Origin of the sequence: Citrobacter sp. Cpo030, from assembly GCF_030333005.1 — a bacterium.
GTDB classification, from domain to species: domain Bacteria; phylum Pseudomonadota; class Gammaproteobacteria; order Enterobacterales; family Enterobacteriaceae; genus Citrobacter; species Citrobacter portucalensis.
In genome coordinates, this window is record NZ_JAOWGT010000072.1 from 177,631 (window position 1) to 190,367 (window position 12,737).

General features: G+C 50.0%; 16 protein-coding genes. 9 read left to right on the forward strand and 7 right to left on the reverse strand.

The features are described from left to right. The first annotated feature begins 6 nt into the window (after positions 1–6). Positions 7–972: an L-Ala-D/L-Glu epimerase gene (ycjG, locus tag OGY37_RS18255; protein ID WP_126317911.1), complete on the forward strand. Its 966-nt coding sequence runs from the start codon at positions 7–9 to the stop codon at positions 970–972. Here ycjG and mpaA read toward each other — a convergent pair. Beyond that, positions 947–1,675, reverse strand: a complete 729-nt coding sequence (gene mpaA / locus OGY37_RS18260; protein ID WP_286621466.1) for a murein tripeptide amidase MpaA — start codon at positions 1,673–1,675, stop codon at positions 947–949. The genes ycjG and mpaA overlap by 26 nt on opposite strands. Before the next feature lie 184 nt (positions 1,676–1,859). Between mpaA and mppA the strand changes: the two genes are divergently transcribed. Further along, a complete protein-coding gene (gene mppA / locus OGY37_RS18265; RefSeq protein WP_286621468.1) occupies positions 1,860–3,473 on the forward strand; it encodes a murein tripeptide ABC transporter substrate-binding protein MppA in 1,614 nt (537 codons plus the stop codon). A 37-nt stretch (positions 3,474–3,510) separates the two neighbouring features. Here mppA and OGY37_RS18270 read toward each other — a convergent pair whose 3' ends face one another. Continuing rightward, a complete protein-coding gene (locus tag OGY37_RS18270) occupies positions 3,511–4,074 on the reverse strand; it encodes a MarR family winged helix-turn-helix transcriptional regulator (protein WP_126317913.1) in 564 nt (187 codons plus the stop codon). 114 nt (positions 4,075–4,188) lie between these two features. On the opposite strand from OGY37_RS18270, the gene OGY37_RS18275 reads away from it, so the two are divergent. Then, the gene (locus OGY37_RS18275; protein ID WP_148361920.1) at positions 4,189–4,419 is read left to right on the forward strand and encodes a glutaredoxin domain-containing protein; all 231 of its coding nucleotides are present in this window, start codon (positions 4,189–4,191) and stop codon (positions 4,417–4,419) included. 67 nt (positions 4,420–4,486) lie between these two features. Beyond that, entirely contained in the window at positions 4,487–4,756 is a 270-nt protein-coding gene (locus tag OGY37_RS18280; RefSeq protein ID WP_148362670.1) for a Rho-binding antiterminator, read from the forward strand. An 11-nt stretch (positions 4,757–4,767) separates the two neighbouring features. On the opposite strand, the gene OGY37_RS18285 is transcribed toward OGY37_RS18280, so the two are convergent. After that, complete coding sequence (locus tag OGY37_RS18285) at positions 4,768–5,538, reverse strand: DeoR/GlpR family DNA-binding transcription regulator (RefSeq protein ID WP_191219923.1); 771 nt, start codon at positions 5,536–5,538, stop codon at positions 4,768–4,770. A 120-nt stretch (positions 5,539–5,658) separates the two neighbouring features. Here OGY37_RS18285 and OGY37_RS18290 point away from each other — a divergent pair, with 120 nt between their 5' ends. The 3 genes from OGY37_RS18290 to OGY37_RS18300 all read left to right on the forward strand — a co-directional run bounded on the left by OGY37_RS18290 (position 5,659) and on the right by OGY37_RS18300 (position 7,756). Beyond that, positions 5,659–6,042, forward strand: coding sequence for a VOC family protein (locus OGY37_RS18290; protein WP_148361922.1), 384 nt, complete (start codon positions 5,659–5,661; stop codon positions 6,040–6,042). A gap of 210 nt (positions 6,043–6,252) precedes the next feature. Next, on the forward strand, positions 6,253–6,660 hold the full coding sequence (locus OGY37_RS18295) for a cupin domain-containing protein (RefSeq protein ID WP_187392931.1): 408 nt from the start codon (positions 6,253–6,255) through the stop codon (positions 6,658–6,660). A 43-nt stretch (positions 6,661–6,703) separates the two neighbouring features. Next, positions 6,704–7,756, forward strand: coding sequence for an NAD(P)-dependent alcohol dehydrogenase (locus OGY37_RS18300; protein ID WP_126957483.1), 1,053 nt, complete (start codon positions 6,704–6,706; stop codon positions 7,754–7,756). 38 nt (positions 7,757–7,794) lie between these two features. On the opposite strand, the gene OGY37_RS18305 is transcribed toward OGY37_RS18300, so the two are convergent. Then, the gene (locus OGY37_RS18305) at positions 7,795–8,826 is read right to left on the reverse strand and encodes a mechanosensitive ion channel family protein (protein WP_286621470.1); all 1,032 of its coding nucleotides are present in this window, start codon (positions 8,824–8,826) and stop codon (positions 7,795–7,797) included. Positions 8,827–9,070: 244 nt separating this feature from the next. Between OGY37_RS18305 and OGY37_RS18310 the strand changes: the two genes are divergently transcribed. Beyond that, entirely contained in the window at positions 9,071–9,331 is a 261-nt protein-coding gene (locus tag OGY37_RS18310) for a DUF2534 family protein (RefSeq protein ID WP_003020403.1), read from the forward strand. 48 nt (positions 9,332–9,379) lie between these two features. Here OGY37_RS18310 and uspE read toward each other — a convergent pair whose 3' ends face one another. From uspE to ogt, 3 genes are all read right to left on the reverse strand, one after another. Continuing rightward, on the reverse strand, positions 9,380–10,330 hold the full coding sequence (gene uspE / locus OGY37_RS18315) for a universal stress protein UspE (RefSeq protein WP_003833229.1): 951 nt from the start codon (positions 10,328–10,330) through the stop codon (positions 9,380–9,382). A 151-nt stretch (positions 10,331–10,481) separates the two neighbouring features. After that, entirely contained in the window at positions 10,482–11,234 is a 753-nt protein-coding gene (gene fnr / locus OGY37_RS18320; RefSeq protein ID WP_003020397.1) for a fumarate/nitrate reduction transcriptional regulator Fnr, read from the reverse strand. Between the two features lie 194 nt (positions 11,235–11,428). Next, positions 11,429–11,944 (reverse strand): methylated-DNA--[protein]-cysteine S-methyltransferase, encoded by a 516-nt coding sequence (gene ogt / locus OGY37_RS18325; RefSeq protein WP_003833227.1) that lies wholly within the window; start codon positions 11,942–11,944, stop codon positions 11,429–11,431. A gap of 225 nt (positions 11,945–12,169) precedes the next feature. On the opposite strand from ogt, the gene smrA reads away from it, so the two are divergent. Further along, positions 12,170–12,733, forward strand: coding sequence for a DNA endonuclease SmrA (gene smrA / locus OGY37_RS18330; RefSeq protein ID WP_003833225.1), 564 nt, complete (start codon positions 12,170–12,172; stop codon positions 12,731–12,733). Positions 12,734–12,737 lie beyond the last annotated feature (4 nt).

A 12,737-nucleotide genomic window follows, 5' to 3' on the forward strand; every position in this document is an offset into this window, starting at 1 on the left:
AAACAAATGAGAACAGTTAAGGTATATGAGGAAGCCTGGCCGCTGCACACTCCCTTTGTCATAGCCCGCGGGAGCAGGACCGAAGCGCATGTGGTTGTCGTCGAATTGACAGAAAATGGCGTCACAGGTATTGGCGAGTGCACACCGTACCCGCGCTACGGTGAAAGCGATGCCTCTGTCCTGGCGCAAATTATGAGCATTGCGCCACAACTGGAAAACGGACTGACGCGTGAAGAGCTGCAAAAGCTGCTGCCAGCAGGGGCTGCGCGAAATGCCGTAGATTGTGCGTTGTGGGATCTGAGTGCGCGTCAACAGCAGACGTCGCTGGCGGAATTGGTGGGAAGTGAACTGGCGGAAGTGGTGACGACGGCGCAAACCGTGGTGATTGGCTCGCCGGAACAAATGGCCGCGAGCGCGGCTGCGCTGTGGGGAAATGGTGCGAGACTGCTGAAAGTTAAACTGGATGCTCGCTTGATTAGTGAGCGGATGGTTGCCATTCGTGCGGCTGTTCCTGACGCCACGATTATTGTCGACGCCAATGAATCCTGGCGGGCAGAAGGCCTTGCGGCACGCTGTCAGCTGTTGGCTGATTTAGGGGTGGCGATGCTGGAGCAGCCGCTGCCGGCTCAGGATGATGCCGCGCTGGAGAATTTTGTGCATCCGCTGCCCATCTGCGCAGATGAAAGTTGCCACACTCGCAGTAGCCTGAAAGCGCTGCACGGACGCTATGAAATGGTCAATATCAAACTGGACAAAACAGGCGGTCTGACGGAAGCACTGGCGCTGGCAACGGAAGCCCGCGAGCAGGGATTTGCGCTGATGCTGGGCTGCATGCTGTGTACCTCCCGGGCGATCGGTGCGGCGTTGCCGCTTACGCCGCAGGTTAACTTTGCCGATCTTGATGGCCCGACCTGGCTGGCCAGCGATGCGGAGCCAGCCCTGCATTTTACGACCGGGCAGCTCCATCTCTAGGGTGCCAGCGCAGCAGATTGGACATGGCCACCAGGTATTTTTCGCTCGCTTCATCCGATGAAATGGGCGGAAATTCGGCGGTTATGCAGTGTAAATTCAGGTCTGCGCACCAGCTCCCAAAAGAGCCGGGCGTTTCATAACCTACGCTGGTGACCAGAGGCAATTCAAACGACTGTGCCAGCCACGAACCCAGCTCGCTGCTTCTGGGATCTTCAATACAGGCCAGTGGATCGTGGAAAGAGACTACCCAGGCGGGATGAATTCGGTGAATAAGCTGACACAACGCCTGGGTTTCTGGTTCCGAACCCGGACTTTCGCCGGTCAACAACACCACATCACGCTCTTCTGCACTACTGTTCCAGCGATACACCGTTTCGCCCGCTCTCCATTTTGCGGCGGGAAAATTACGGTTCAGATCGACGCCGTTCGCATTTGCGCGCAGCCCAAGCTGGCAACCGTCAGGGTTTACGGCCAGCACCACATGGTGGCGACGCAGGGAAGGGTTAAGCGTACGCAATGCGCAGGAAAGGGTAACGACCGAGGAGTTTTCGTCGCCGTGCGTTCCCGCCAGTATCAGGCCGCTTTCACGATCGGCTGCCAGTGCAGGAAACCAGATTAGCGGTGCGCCTAACAAGGAGCGTCCGTAATGTTCGGTTCCAGGTGGGAATGCGCCGCGCTCGGCACGGGGACGGGTAACGGTCATAGTCATCTCTGAATGCTTGGATTGTTACTCGCAGTGTTGTGCAAAATGTACGGATAATCAAATCGTTTTCACACACTTATCTTTTCAGGTGTAATATCACTTTCTTGTCGGAAGTTAATTGCATTTCCTGCTGGCGATACAAATAATTACACATTCACTTAGTAGCCGGAATTGAGGGTACCTTATGCAGCATTCTGTTTCAGTAACCTGTTGTGCGTTGTTAGTTAGCAGCTTTTCTTTATCCTGGGCTGCTGATGTTCCCAGCGGAACGGTACTGGCAGAGAAACAAGAACTGGTGCGTCATATAAAAGACGAACCGGCGTCGCTTGATCCGGCAAAAGCCGTTGGGCTGCCTGAAATACAGGTGATTCGTGATCTATTTGAAGGGCTGGTCAACCAGAATGAGAAGGGTGAGATCGTGCCTGGCGTCGCTACCCAGTGGAAGAGTAACGATAACCGCATCTGGACGTTTACGCTGCGCGACAATGCGCGATGGGCGGATGGTACGCCAGTAACGGCGCAGGATTTTGTCTATAGCTGGCAGCGTCTGGTTGATCCAAAAACGCTGTCGCCGTTTGCCTGGTTTGCTGCGCTGGCGGGTATTAATAATGCTCAGGCTATTATCGATGGCAAAGCCACACCTGATAAACTTGGCGTTAGTGCTGTCGATGCACGGACATTGAAAGTTCAACTGGATAAACCGCTGCCCTGGTTTGCCAATCTGACGGCGAGTTTTGCATTCTATCCGGTACAAAAAGCCAACGTTGAGAGCGGCAAAGAGTGGACCAAACCAGGCAATCTGATTGGTAACGGCGCCTATGTGCTCAAAGATCGCGTCGTAAACGAAAAACTGGAAGTGGTGCCGAACACGCATTATTGGGACAACGCCAAAACAGTGCTGCAAAAAGTCACCTTCCTGCCGATCAACCAGGAATCAGCTGCGACCAAGCGCTATCTTGCTGGTGATATTGATATTACCGAGTCCTTCCCGAAAAATATGTACCAGAAACTGTTGAAGGATATCCCGGGTCAGGTTTACACCCCGCCGCAGCTTGGTACTTATTATTATGCCTTCAATACCCAGAAGGGACCGACTGCCGACTCACGCGTGCGCCTGGCGCTCAGCATGACTATCGATCGTCGTCTGATGGCGGAGAAAGTTTTGGGTACCGGTGAGAAACCAGCATGGCATTTTACGCCGGATGTAACGGCAGGATTTGTGCCGGAACCTTCACCGTTTGAGCAAATGAGTCAGGAAGAGCTGAACGCGCAGGCGAAAACGCTGCTGCGCGCGGCGGGCTATGGCCCGCAGAAACCGCTTAAACTGACGCTGCTGTACAACACCTCAGAAAATCATCAGAAGATTGCTATCGCTGTGGCTTCTATGTGGAAGAAGAACCTCGGTGTTGACGTAAAACTGCAGAACCAGGAATGGAAAACGTATATCGACAGCCGTAATACCGGTAATTTTGATGTGATCCGCGCCTCGTGGGTGGGTGACTACAATGAGCCTTCTACGTTCTTGTCGCTATTAACATCGACCCATACGGGCAATATCTCCCGCTTTAATGATCCGGCGTACGACAAAGTGTTGACCCAGGCAACTCTGGAGAATACAGAGAAAGCGCGCAATGCCGATTATAACGCCGCGGAGAAAATTCTGATGGAACAGGCACCTATTGCGCCGATTTATCAGTATACCAACGGGCGTTTAATTAAACCGTGGCTGAAAGGGTATCCGATTACTAACCCTGAAGATGTCGCATACAGCCGCACAATGTATATCGTTAAGCACTAACAGAGATAATGGCTGGTGTGATTTTGCATCAGCCATTTTATGTTTCCGGCGGCTGATGCTCCCGACAAATCAGCAGCGAATCCTCTTCATTCAACGACTCCTTCGTCAGATTACAAAATCCCTTACCATCAATTTTTTGGTGGAATCGACAGCTATGGCAAAGACCAAAGCCAGGCACATTGTTGGTTCTCTGGATCCCGCGTAACAGTTCTAACAGCAGCTCCCTGAGAACACTCGCCCGTTCACCCATTGCCGATTCACCTTCCACTAAAAACGTGGGGGGCAGCAGGGCTTCCAGTAAGGTATTTGCCGCCTCACTTAAGTGTAGATGGACGCTACGTTTATCACGGTCATCCGGCTTGCGAACAATCAACCCTTTGTTTTCCAACAGCTTCAGCGATTGCGATACGGTACCTTTGGTGAGACCAAGGTAGTCTGTCACGCCAAGCGGCGTATTGGAATATCGGTTGCAACGGGCCAGATACATTAACGCGCTAAGTTGCACTGGCTGGAGATCCGCCAGTAAAGGATGCTGGCGAAACCACATCCTTGTCAGGCTGGAAAGCCGGTCAAGTACGTCGAAAAGTGACATGTCGGGCATAACAAATCCTCCTCGGCATATAGTATCGATTAAAAACTATATTGACAAAGAATAAAAGCAGCGTAGCATAATTTATAGTATCGATTCGATACTATAAATTAAAGGAGATGTATCATGACTAAAGCTCGTTTCTATCATGCAGGTTGCCCGGTTTGTGTTTCCGCAGAACAGACACTTCTGCAACACTTGTCCCCCGATGTTGAAATAGATGTGGTTCATCTGGGAGAGCAACCTGATCGAGTTGCTGAGGCTGAAGTGGCTGGCGTGAAATCTGTGCCAGCGCTGGTGATTGAAGGCAATGTGCTGCATATTAATTTCGGTGCTCCCATTGAAGCGCTGAAATAGCTGGATCGTTCGGGAAGTTGCATTGGCGATTTCCCGGATATACAAGTTGTTGGGGGACGGTAGCGTGATGAAAACGACCGAAGAGTATCACCCGATAGATTGCGATCTTCATGATTATCTGGAAATCGCCTGCATGTACCACTATTGGTTGCACATTGAACTAACAGATGGCACATGTTTTGATGCTAAAGCGCTGACGACGTGTACCACAGTGGAAAAAGAAGAATTTCTGGTAGTGGAGCAATCTGAAAATCAGCAAAAAATCCGTCTGGATTATCTGTCAGCGATCACCGCGCTGACGCCAGGAGCGACGTTTAGCACAGTAAATTTTCAGTGAGCCTACCGCGGTTAGACGGTATAAATTCGAATGTCATGTGCCTGGAACGCTGTGGCGTACTCTTTGCTGATGTTGTCCTCTACAACAATCACATCGATATTGCTGCTTTCGGTCACGACATATCGGGCGACGGCTGGGATTTTTTCAGCCGTTAGCGCGACGATGGTTTCATTACATTGTTTTATCACCGCTTTTTTGAACTCACAATCCGCATAATCAAATCCCGTTAAGCCGGATTCAGGCGACATCGCGCAGCCGCCAATAAATCCCTGATCGAATAAAATGTCCTGCACTTGTGCGATGGCGGAAGCTCCCACGCACCCACCTGAAGATCTCTGCACCACGCCACCCAGCATAATGACTTCAAACAGCGGTTTTTTTAGCAAAACGGCGGCAATCTCCGGCGAATTTGTCACCACGGTTAACGCCAGTTCGGCGGGCAGAGCTTCTGCCATTGCCAGATTGGTACTACCCGTGTCGATAAAAATACAGCTTCCAGAATTGACCAGCCTGGCACATCTCTGCGCGATGTTGCTCTTTTTGGCTACATTAATACTCTTGCGCACGTCGATGTCTTCGGATTCAGGGAGTGTAATGACCGCGCCACCATAAACTTTTTTACACACGCCATCTTTGCTCAATTCATGCAAGTCACGGCGAATTGTATGTTCAGAAACGCCTAATCGGTTTGCGAGTTCAGAACAAATGACCCTGCCGTTTTCTTGCAGGATCTGATAGATAAGCGCCTGGCGCTGTTCCGGGAATGCGGCGTAATCGAGCATGAATACTCCAGGTAAAATAAACATCGAGCAATAAAGTGCATGATCGTGCATTATGATTAACGATGTCAACATCCCATATAGGGGTCGTACTATTCTGGATACAACGGGAAGAGGTTTGCTATGAAGATTGCGCATATGGCGTTATGGACACAGGATCTCGAGCAGCAAGCTCACTTCTGGGTCTCGTTTTTTGACGGTAAGATCAACGAAAAATACTTTAGTAGAACCAACCCTGGGTTTGAATCTTATTTTGTCAAAATTGGCGAGGATATTGCGATTGAGTTAATGACCAAACCGGGTCTTGTCGGGCAGCAACCTGACAATAATCGTTGCGGATGGGTGCATCTCGCCATTTCAGTTGGCAGTAGTGAAAATGTTGATGCCATGGCGAAGCGTGCAAAAGAACAAGGGATATTAGTCTCTGGCCCGCGCACCACAGGTGATGGCTATTACGAAGCGGTAATACATGATCCTGACGGTAACTTGATTGAAATCGTAGCGTAAGGCTTCACGCGTTCTCCAGCCGATAAATTGTACCCGCAGTATTAATGAGCACGATTCATAAGTTTGTCCTTTTTTCTCCCTCTAATCACCGGCACGTAGAGTCTCTATAATTTTACTGTTTTCAGCATCCGGTGGCACATGTCGCCACCGTTTTGGAGAGTCGAAATGCAAAATCAACTGAATACCGCGCCCAGCGCCAGCGTGGAGATTATGAATCAACAATTTGATGGCAACAGCGTCTTTCCGCGTGGAGAGAAAAATGAAGCGTATGCGAAGTATTTCACTGGCGACAGCTATCTGACCATGCTCTCCATGGAAGGCGTGGTAATTGGCAATGTCGCATTTGAACCGGGTTGTCGTAACTTCTGGCATGTTCATCATAAGGGCGGACAGATATTGCTGGTGACCGGTGGCAGAGGTTGGTATCAGGAGTGGAATAAACCGGCACGTGAGCTGAAAACCGGTGATGTCGTGCACATTCCGGCGGGAATGAAACACTGGCACGGTGCTGCGCGTGATAGTTGGTTTGCTCATATCGCCGTGGAAATCCCGGCCCCTGGCGCGTCGAACGAATGGCTGGAACCGGTTAGCGATGCTGAGTACAACCTGCTGCCCTGAACTATGCTGGTTCTGGTAACACCTAATCCCTGAGGAGATCTCAATGGTCATGAATGTGAAGGGTTATGCTGCTCTGGCGGTGAAAGAAGATTTAGTCCCCCATAATTTTGTTCGTCGCGATCCGCGTGAAGATGATGTGGTTATCGATATTTTATACAGCGGTGTATGCCACTCGGATATTCACAACGCCTACAACGATTGGGGCGGTGCTAAATATCCGATGGTACCAGGGCATGAGATCATTGGCCGCGTGGTGCATGTTGGTAAGTCGGTAACAAAATTCAAAGTGGGCGATCTCGCAGGGGTCGGCTGCATGGTTGATTCGTGCCAACACTGTAGCGCCTGCGAGCAGGGGCTAGAGCAGTATTGCGAAGAAGGTAACACGCTAACGTATAACGATATCGACCGTCATGACGGTCTGCCCACTTTCGGCGGCTATTCTGACAAAATTGTCGTTACCGAAAAGTTTGTGGTGAAGGTCCCTGAAGGGATCGATTTACGCGGTGCGGCGCCGCTGCTTTGCGCCGGGATCACAACATGGTCGCCTCTGCGCCACTGGCAGGTAGGCGAGGGCAGTAAAGTCGCGGTTGTCGGTCTGGGTGGACTCGGGCATATGGCAATCAAACTTGCAAATGCGCTGGGAGCGGAAGTTACGCTGTTTACGCGTTCACCGGGCAAAGAAGCTGATGCCAGACGTTTGGGGGCCAGTCACGTTGTGCTTTCCACTGACAGTGAACAGATGAAAGCGACAGCGAATCAGTTTGATCTGATTATCGATACTGTGCCCTACGTTCATGACCTGAACCCTTATATCCCAACCCTGGCGCTAAGCGGTACGCTGGTGTTGGTTGGTTATCTTGGTGCGTTGGATCCGTTGCTGAATACGGTTCCCCTGATCCTTGGGCGTAGGTCTGTGGCGGGTTCAGTTATCGGCGGTATTGCCGAAACGCAGGAGATGATGGATTTTTGCGGTCAGCATGGTATTACCGCCGATGTCGAGGTGATCGATATTCAGGATATTAATCGTGCCTGGCAGCGGATGTTGAAAAGCGATGTGAAATACCGCTTTGTAATTGATATTGCCTCATTGAAATAAGTACAAAAAAGACGCGGATTTCCGCGTCTTTTCTTTTGTTAGTGTGTCGATGGCGATGTTTCAGGATTATCCATATACAGCGTCTGGCTGGGGAACGCAAAGTCGGCGCCGTTTGCCTGGACTATCGTGATAATCTTTAAATAAACGTCTTGCTGTACCGCGAGCCATTCCTTCCAGACGGTGGTTTTCGTGAAGCAATACACCATGATGTTCAACGATGAATCGGCAAATTCATTAAAATAGACCAACAGAGTTTGTTTCTGGTCTATTCCTGGATGGCTTTGCAGCATTTCTCTAACCGACTCGACAACGGCACCGACTTTATCGGCATCCTCATATCGTAACCCGATCACCGTTTTAATTCGCCGGTTGGTCATGCGCCCTGGGTTTTCTACGCTGATGGAGGGGAAAATCGAGTTTGGCACATACAACGGACGATGGTCGAAGGTGTTTATTTTAGTCATTCGCCAGCCAATTTCTGCTACCGTGCCTTCAATATTGCGGTCCGGGGAGCGGATCCAATCGCCTATGCTAAACGGTCTGTCGAAATAGAGCATAATGCCTGAGAAAAAGTTGCTCAGAATATCTTTCCCCGCCATACCCACTGCGATACCGCCAATACCGCCAAAGGTTAACAGGCCGGATAAGCTCATACCGAAGTGTTCGCCATACAGTAAAATGATGGCAACCACGATGGTAATCTTGATGATACGCGACAGGATCCTCGCGCTGGTGATATCTCTGCCTTTATTAATCTGCGTCTTTTCAAACTGATTAATCACCAGAAAAAGTTTGATGGTCAGGATCAACGCTATCAACGAGGTGCAGATAAAGTCGACCACGCTGGGGGAGATAAATTTCAGGCTGTAACTTTCGATAACGTTATTAGCAATGCTGCCAAACGTCCCAATGATAATGGCATAGACAAAAAATTGTGCGGCATGAAATATGAATCCTTTGCAGCGACGCTCTCCACGATGATACCAGACGCTCATCAGGACCAGCGCGGCACAGCAGCTAAGAATTACCGTCAAATTAAACGCATTATTCATAAACAGTTCAGCGATCATGATTCTTCCTGGCAACTCCGTGTTAGCTAAATATCATCTGACATCCTAATCCCCAGATATTTTACCCAGTTAAGGAGGTCAGATCATTAATCAAAAGGAGAGATAAATAATGCAATCAGCGCTATTTTCAGCGAAATAACGCTGACGTCAACCCTGTATGCGGTTTATGTAGCAGACAGTCAGTTGATGTCATGGTATTGTTAGCGCAAAGTAACAAGGTTTTCATCTGCAAAAGGACAGTACTATGATCATGGCTAAGCTGAAAACAGCGAAGGGACGGAAGTTTCTGTTGTGCCTGCTTGGAGTGTTTATTATCGCAGCGTCGGTCGTGACGCGAGCGACGATCGGTGGCGTTATTGAACAGTATGACATTCCGCTATCCGACTGGACCGCTTCAATGTACGCCATTCAATCTGCAATGATTTGTGTCTACAGCATGGTGTTTACGATTCTGTTGGCTATCCCGCTTGGTATCTATTTCCTCGGCGGTGAGGAGCAACACTAGGCGTTTAAAATGCCGGATGATATCGCCATCCGGCATTTCATTGTGTGGTTAATCGTCTTCTTCGTCGTCCAGTTCAACTGGTGTCTGATATTCATCCGGCTTGATGACCAGCAGGTCACAGCGTAGATGATCGATAACCTGTTCCGCGGTATTACCAAGAAACGCAGCAGAAATACCGGTACGTCCGACGGTCCCCAATACCACAATACCCGCCTGCAAGTGCTCGGCTAAATCAGGAATGACCTCTTCAGGTAAGCCTTTTTCAACGTGCGTCACTTTCTCATCAATACTGAATTTCTGGCGTAGCGCCTTCATGGCCAGCAGGTGCTGTCCACGAATTGCGTCGTTATAAACGCTGGGATCAAATTCAGGCAGTTCAATCGCGATATTGATTGGTGTGACAGGGTAGGCGCCTACCAGATGTACTTCGGTATGGTTAACCTGTTCTGCAAGCTGTAGCGTCTCCTTGACCAGTTTTTCATTGAGCGCGTTGTGATAAGCCTCTTCACTGGCGAGGTTTACGGCAACCAGTGCTTTACCCCCTTCAGGCCATGGCTGGTCTTTCACCATCCATACCGGACTTGGACATTTACGCAATAAATGCCAGTCGGTTGGCGTAAATATTACGGCTTCGAGGCGGTCGTGTTGGTGCGCCATCTTGAGGACCAGATCATGCCTGGCACTGATGACTTCCTGGATGATGGCTTCAAAGGGTCGGTTATGCCAGACCACTTTAATCTCCAGAGGGATCCCTGCTTCGATGTAGTATTTCGCTTGTTCACGTATCCATGCAGTTCGCTGGCTGATGACCCCCTGACGCATTGCCGTACGCTCATCAGGCGACAGCAGGGTAGTCATCTCATAGGAAAAGTCATAGATCGGCAAAAAGGCTTTAATTTTGCCACCAATCCGTTGATGCAAATAAACAGCTCGCCGTAATGCTGGTTGATCGTCCTGGTTAGGGTCGATGACGACCAGCATATTTTTATACATAGCCATACAGGGTCTCCTTACAACTGTCATCGCAGTTTGTAACTAAAAGAGTAACCCAATAATGAAGATTGAAACAGGGAATAACCTCCTGCCAGATCAATAAATCGGGAAAATTTAGCGATTTGACAGAAGGATAACTGAGAGGCTTGCGGAAAGATTACGCAACGTTACGCGTGTGGCCGGCAAGAACTGCCAGCGCGTCGCTGTTCTCAATAGTGATATATTTGCCTTTCACCGCCAGCATGCCGCTTTTCTGGAAACGACCCAGCAGGCGGCTGATGGTTTCAACCGTCAGACCGAGGTAGTTACCGATGTCGCCACGGGTCATGGTCAGGCGGAATTCACGAGGCGAGAACCCACGCTGGGCGAAGCGACGAGACAGATTGTAGATAAAGGCCGCCAGGCGCTCTTCAGCGTTTTTCTTCGACAGCAACAGGATCATATCCTGATCGCCTTTGATTTCGCCACTCATCAGACGCATCATCTGCTGACGCAGGTTCGGCATCTTACCGGACAGGTCATCAAGGGTTTCGAAAGGAATTTCGCATACCATTGAGGTTTCCAACGCCTGAGCAAAGCTCGGGTGATGGCCGCTGCCAATGGCGTCAAAACCTACCAGGTCACCCGCCAGATGGAAACCGGTAATTTGCTCATCGCCTTGTTCGGTAATGGTATAGCTTTTTATCGTTCCGGAGCGGATAGCATAGAGTGATTTAAGCTCATCACCTGCTTTAAAGAGCGTCTGCCCTTTTTGGATAGGCTTTTTGCGCTCGATGATGTTATCGAGCTGGTCAAGCTCATGCTCGTTAAGTGTGAACGGGATGCAAAGCTGGCTGATGCTGCAATCCTGGCAATGGATAGCACAACCGCCAGACTGAATGCGCCGTATAATTCGCTTTTCCGGGATCATAGGTCTGCTCAAGCCGTAATTGATATTTGTCAATTTTAACATCTTTTTGGTGAGCACGTAAGCCTGAGCTACTCCCAATAGAGAATAATTCAGGCATAACTGGAGCAAATGTTTGTATCTGCTTGATTAACCACACTTAATTTGGGGTCGCATTATGCGGAAGTGTGATGAATAAGGCATTAATTGCCTGGAATCTAGAGTAGCAAATAACCTTCGTGGCGCAATAACCACTCTTTTCGTTGTACGCCGCCGGCATATCCGGTCATGGTGCCGTTACGTCCAATGACGCGATGACAGGGAACCACAATGCTTACTGGATTGGAGCCATTAGCTGCGCCGACGGCTCTTGCAGCGCCGGGGCGTCCCAACTGTTCGGCCAACTGACCATAATGCATGACCTGCCCGCAGGGGATAGTGCGTAATGCTTGCCAAACTTCACGCTGGAAAGGCGTCCCAGCGGTTGCCGTTTCCAGCGAGTCAATGATGCTGAGGTTTCCGGCAAAATACTCAGAGAGTTTGTCGCTTAATCCACCTGGATTGTTGGCGGTAATGCGCTGATAACCTTCTGTACGGTAATGAATATCAAGCAATTGTTCCATGCGATCGCTGTGCTGATCCCATTCCACTGCGCGCAGGCGAAATTGCTCATCACAAATAACCCACAGCGGGCCCAGCGGCGTGTCTATGGTGTCTTCCAGTAAGTTAAGCATCCGTTTCTCTCATTACAGCATTCAAGCGAGGCTACACATTATCACGCCAGTGACCGTCGCAGCTATACCCCTAAAAACGGATATCAACTTGTCGTGAGTAGATCGATTCAGCGCGGTGGATCCGGCTAATTATTGGAAATAACCGTAAACCGTTACCGGTATAGTTGTCGGTATAATAGTGCGCGGTTATGATAATGCTCGTCGCAATATGCTGGAGGATGAAACATGAACCTTGATGATGCATCGCTGTTTCTTGACGCTATGGGGGATGTTCAACCGCTGAAAAACCATGCCGATGTACACTGGCAGCCTATGCGCAATCTTCGCACTCCGGCGCGTGTCGATACGCTTCAACTGGATAATTTTCTCTCGACGGGATTTCTCGATATTGTCCCGTTGAATGTGCCGCTCGAGTTTCGTCGCGAAGGGTTACAGAACGGCGTGACCGACAAGCTGCGAAACGGAAAATACCCGCAGCAGGCGAGTCTCAATCTTATTCGCCAACCTGTTGAAACATGTCGCCAGATGCTCTTTAGCTTTATTCTGCAGGCTCAGCAGGAAGGGTTGCGTAACGTGTTGGTGATACACGGCAAGGGACGTGACGATAACTCCCATGCCAATATTGTTCGCAGCTACGTGGCGCGCTGGTTGACGGAATTTGACGATGTGCAAGCATACTGCGCCGCACTGCCACATCACGGCGGCAGCGGGGCATGTTATGTGGCATTGCGTAAAACCGCACAAGCAAAACAAGACAACTGGGAGCGTCACGCTAAACGTAGTCGCTGAACGA

Bases quoted from the DNA above. Each gene is read 5' to 3' on its own strand.
- ycjG (WP_126317911.1), top strand. From the start codon at position 7: ATGAGAACAGTTAAGGTATATGAGGAAGCCTGGCCGCTGCACACTCCC.
- mpaA (WP_286621466.1), bottom strand. From the start codon at position 1,675: ATGACCGTTACCCGTCCCCGTGCCGAGCGCGGCGCATTCCCACCTGGA.
- mppA (WP_286621468.1), top strand. From the start codon at position 1,860: ATGCAGCATTCTGTTTCAGTAACCTGTTGTGCGTTGTTAGTTAGCAGC.
- OGY37_RS18270 (WP_126317913.1), bottom strand. From the start codon at position 4,074: ATGCCCGACATGTCACTTTTCGACGTACTTGACCGGCTTTCCAGCCTG.
- OGY37_RS18275 (WP_148361920.1), top strand. From the start codon at position 4,189: ATGACTAAAGCTCGTTTCTATCATGCAGGTTGCCCGGTTTGTGTTTCC.
- OGY37_RS18280 (WP_148362670.1), top strand. From the start codon at position 4,487: ATGAAAACGACCGAAGAGTATCACCCGATAGATTGCGATCTTCATGAT.
- OGY37_RS18285 (WP_191219923.1), bottom strand. From the start codon at position 5,538: ATGCTCGATTACGCCGCATTCCCGGAACAGCGCCAGGCGCTTATCTAT.
- OGY37_RS18290 (WP_148361922.1), top strand. From the start codon at position 5,659: ATGAAGATTGCGCATATGGCGTTATGGACACAGGATCTCGAGCAGCAA.
- OGY37_RS18295 (WP_187392931.1), top strand. From the start codon at position 6,253: ATGAATCAACAATTTGATGGCAACAGCGTCTTTCCGCGTGGAGAGAAA.
- OGY37_RS18300 (WP_126957483.1), top strand. From the start codon at position 6,704: ATGGTCATGAATGTGAAGGGTTATGCTGCTCTGGCGGTGAAAGAAGAT.
- OGY37_RS18305 (WP_286621470.1), bottom strand. From the start codon at position 8,826: ATGATCGCTGAACTGTTTATGAATAATGCGTTTAATTTGACGGTAATT.
- OGY37_RS18310 (WP_003020403.1), top strand. From the start codon at position 9,071: ATGATCATGGCTAAGCTGAAAACAGCGAAGGGACGGAAGTTTCTGTTG.
- uspE (WP_003833229.1), bottom strand. From the start codon at position 10,330: ATGGCTATGTATAAAAATATGCTGGTCGTCATCGACCCTAACCAGGAC.
- fnr (WP_003020397.1), bottom strand. From the start codon at position 11,234: ATGATCCCGGAAAAGCGAATTATACGGCGCATTCAGTCTGGCGGTTGT.
- ogt (WP_003833227.1), bottom strand. From the start codon at position 11,944: ATGCTTAACTTACTGGAAGACACCATAGACACGCCGCTGGGCCCGCTG.
- smrA (WP_003833225.1), top strand. From the start codon at position 12,170: ATGAACCTTGATGATGCATCGCTGTTTCTTGACGCTATGGGGGATGTT.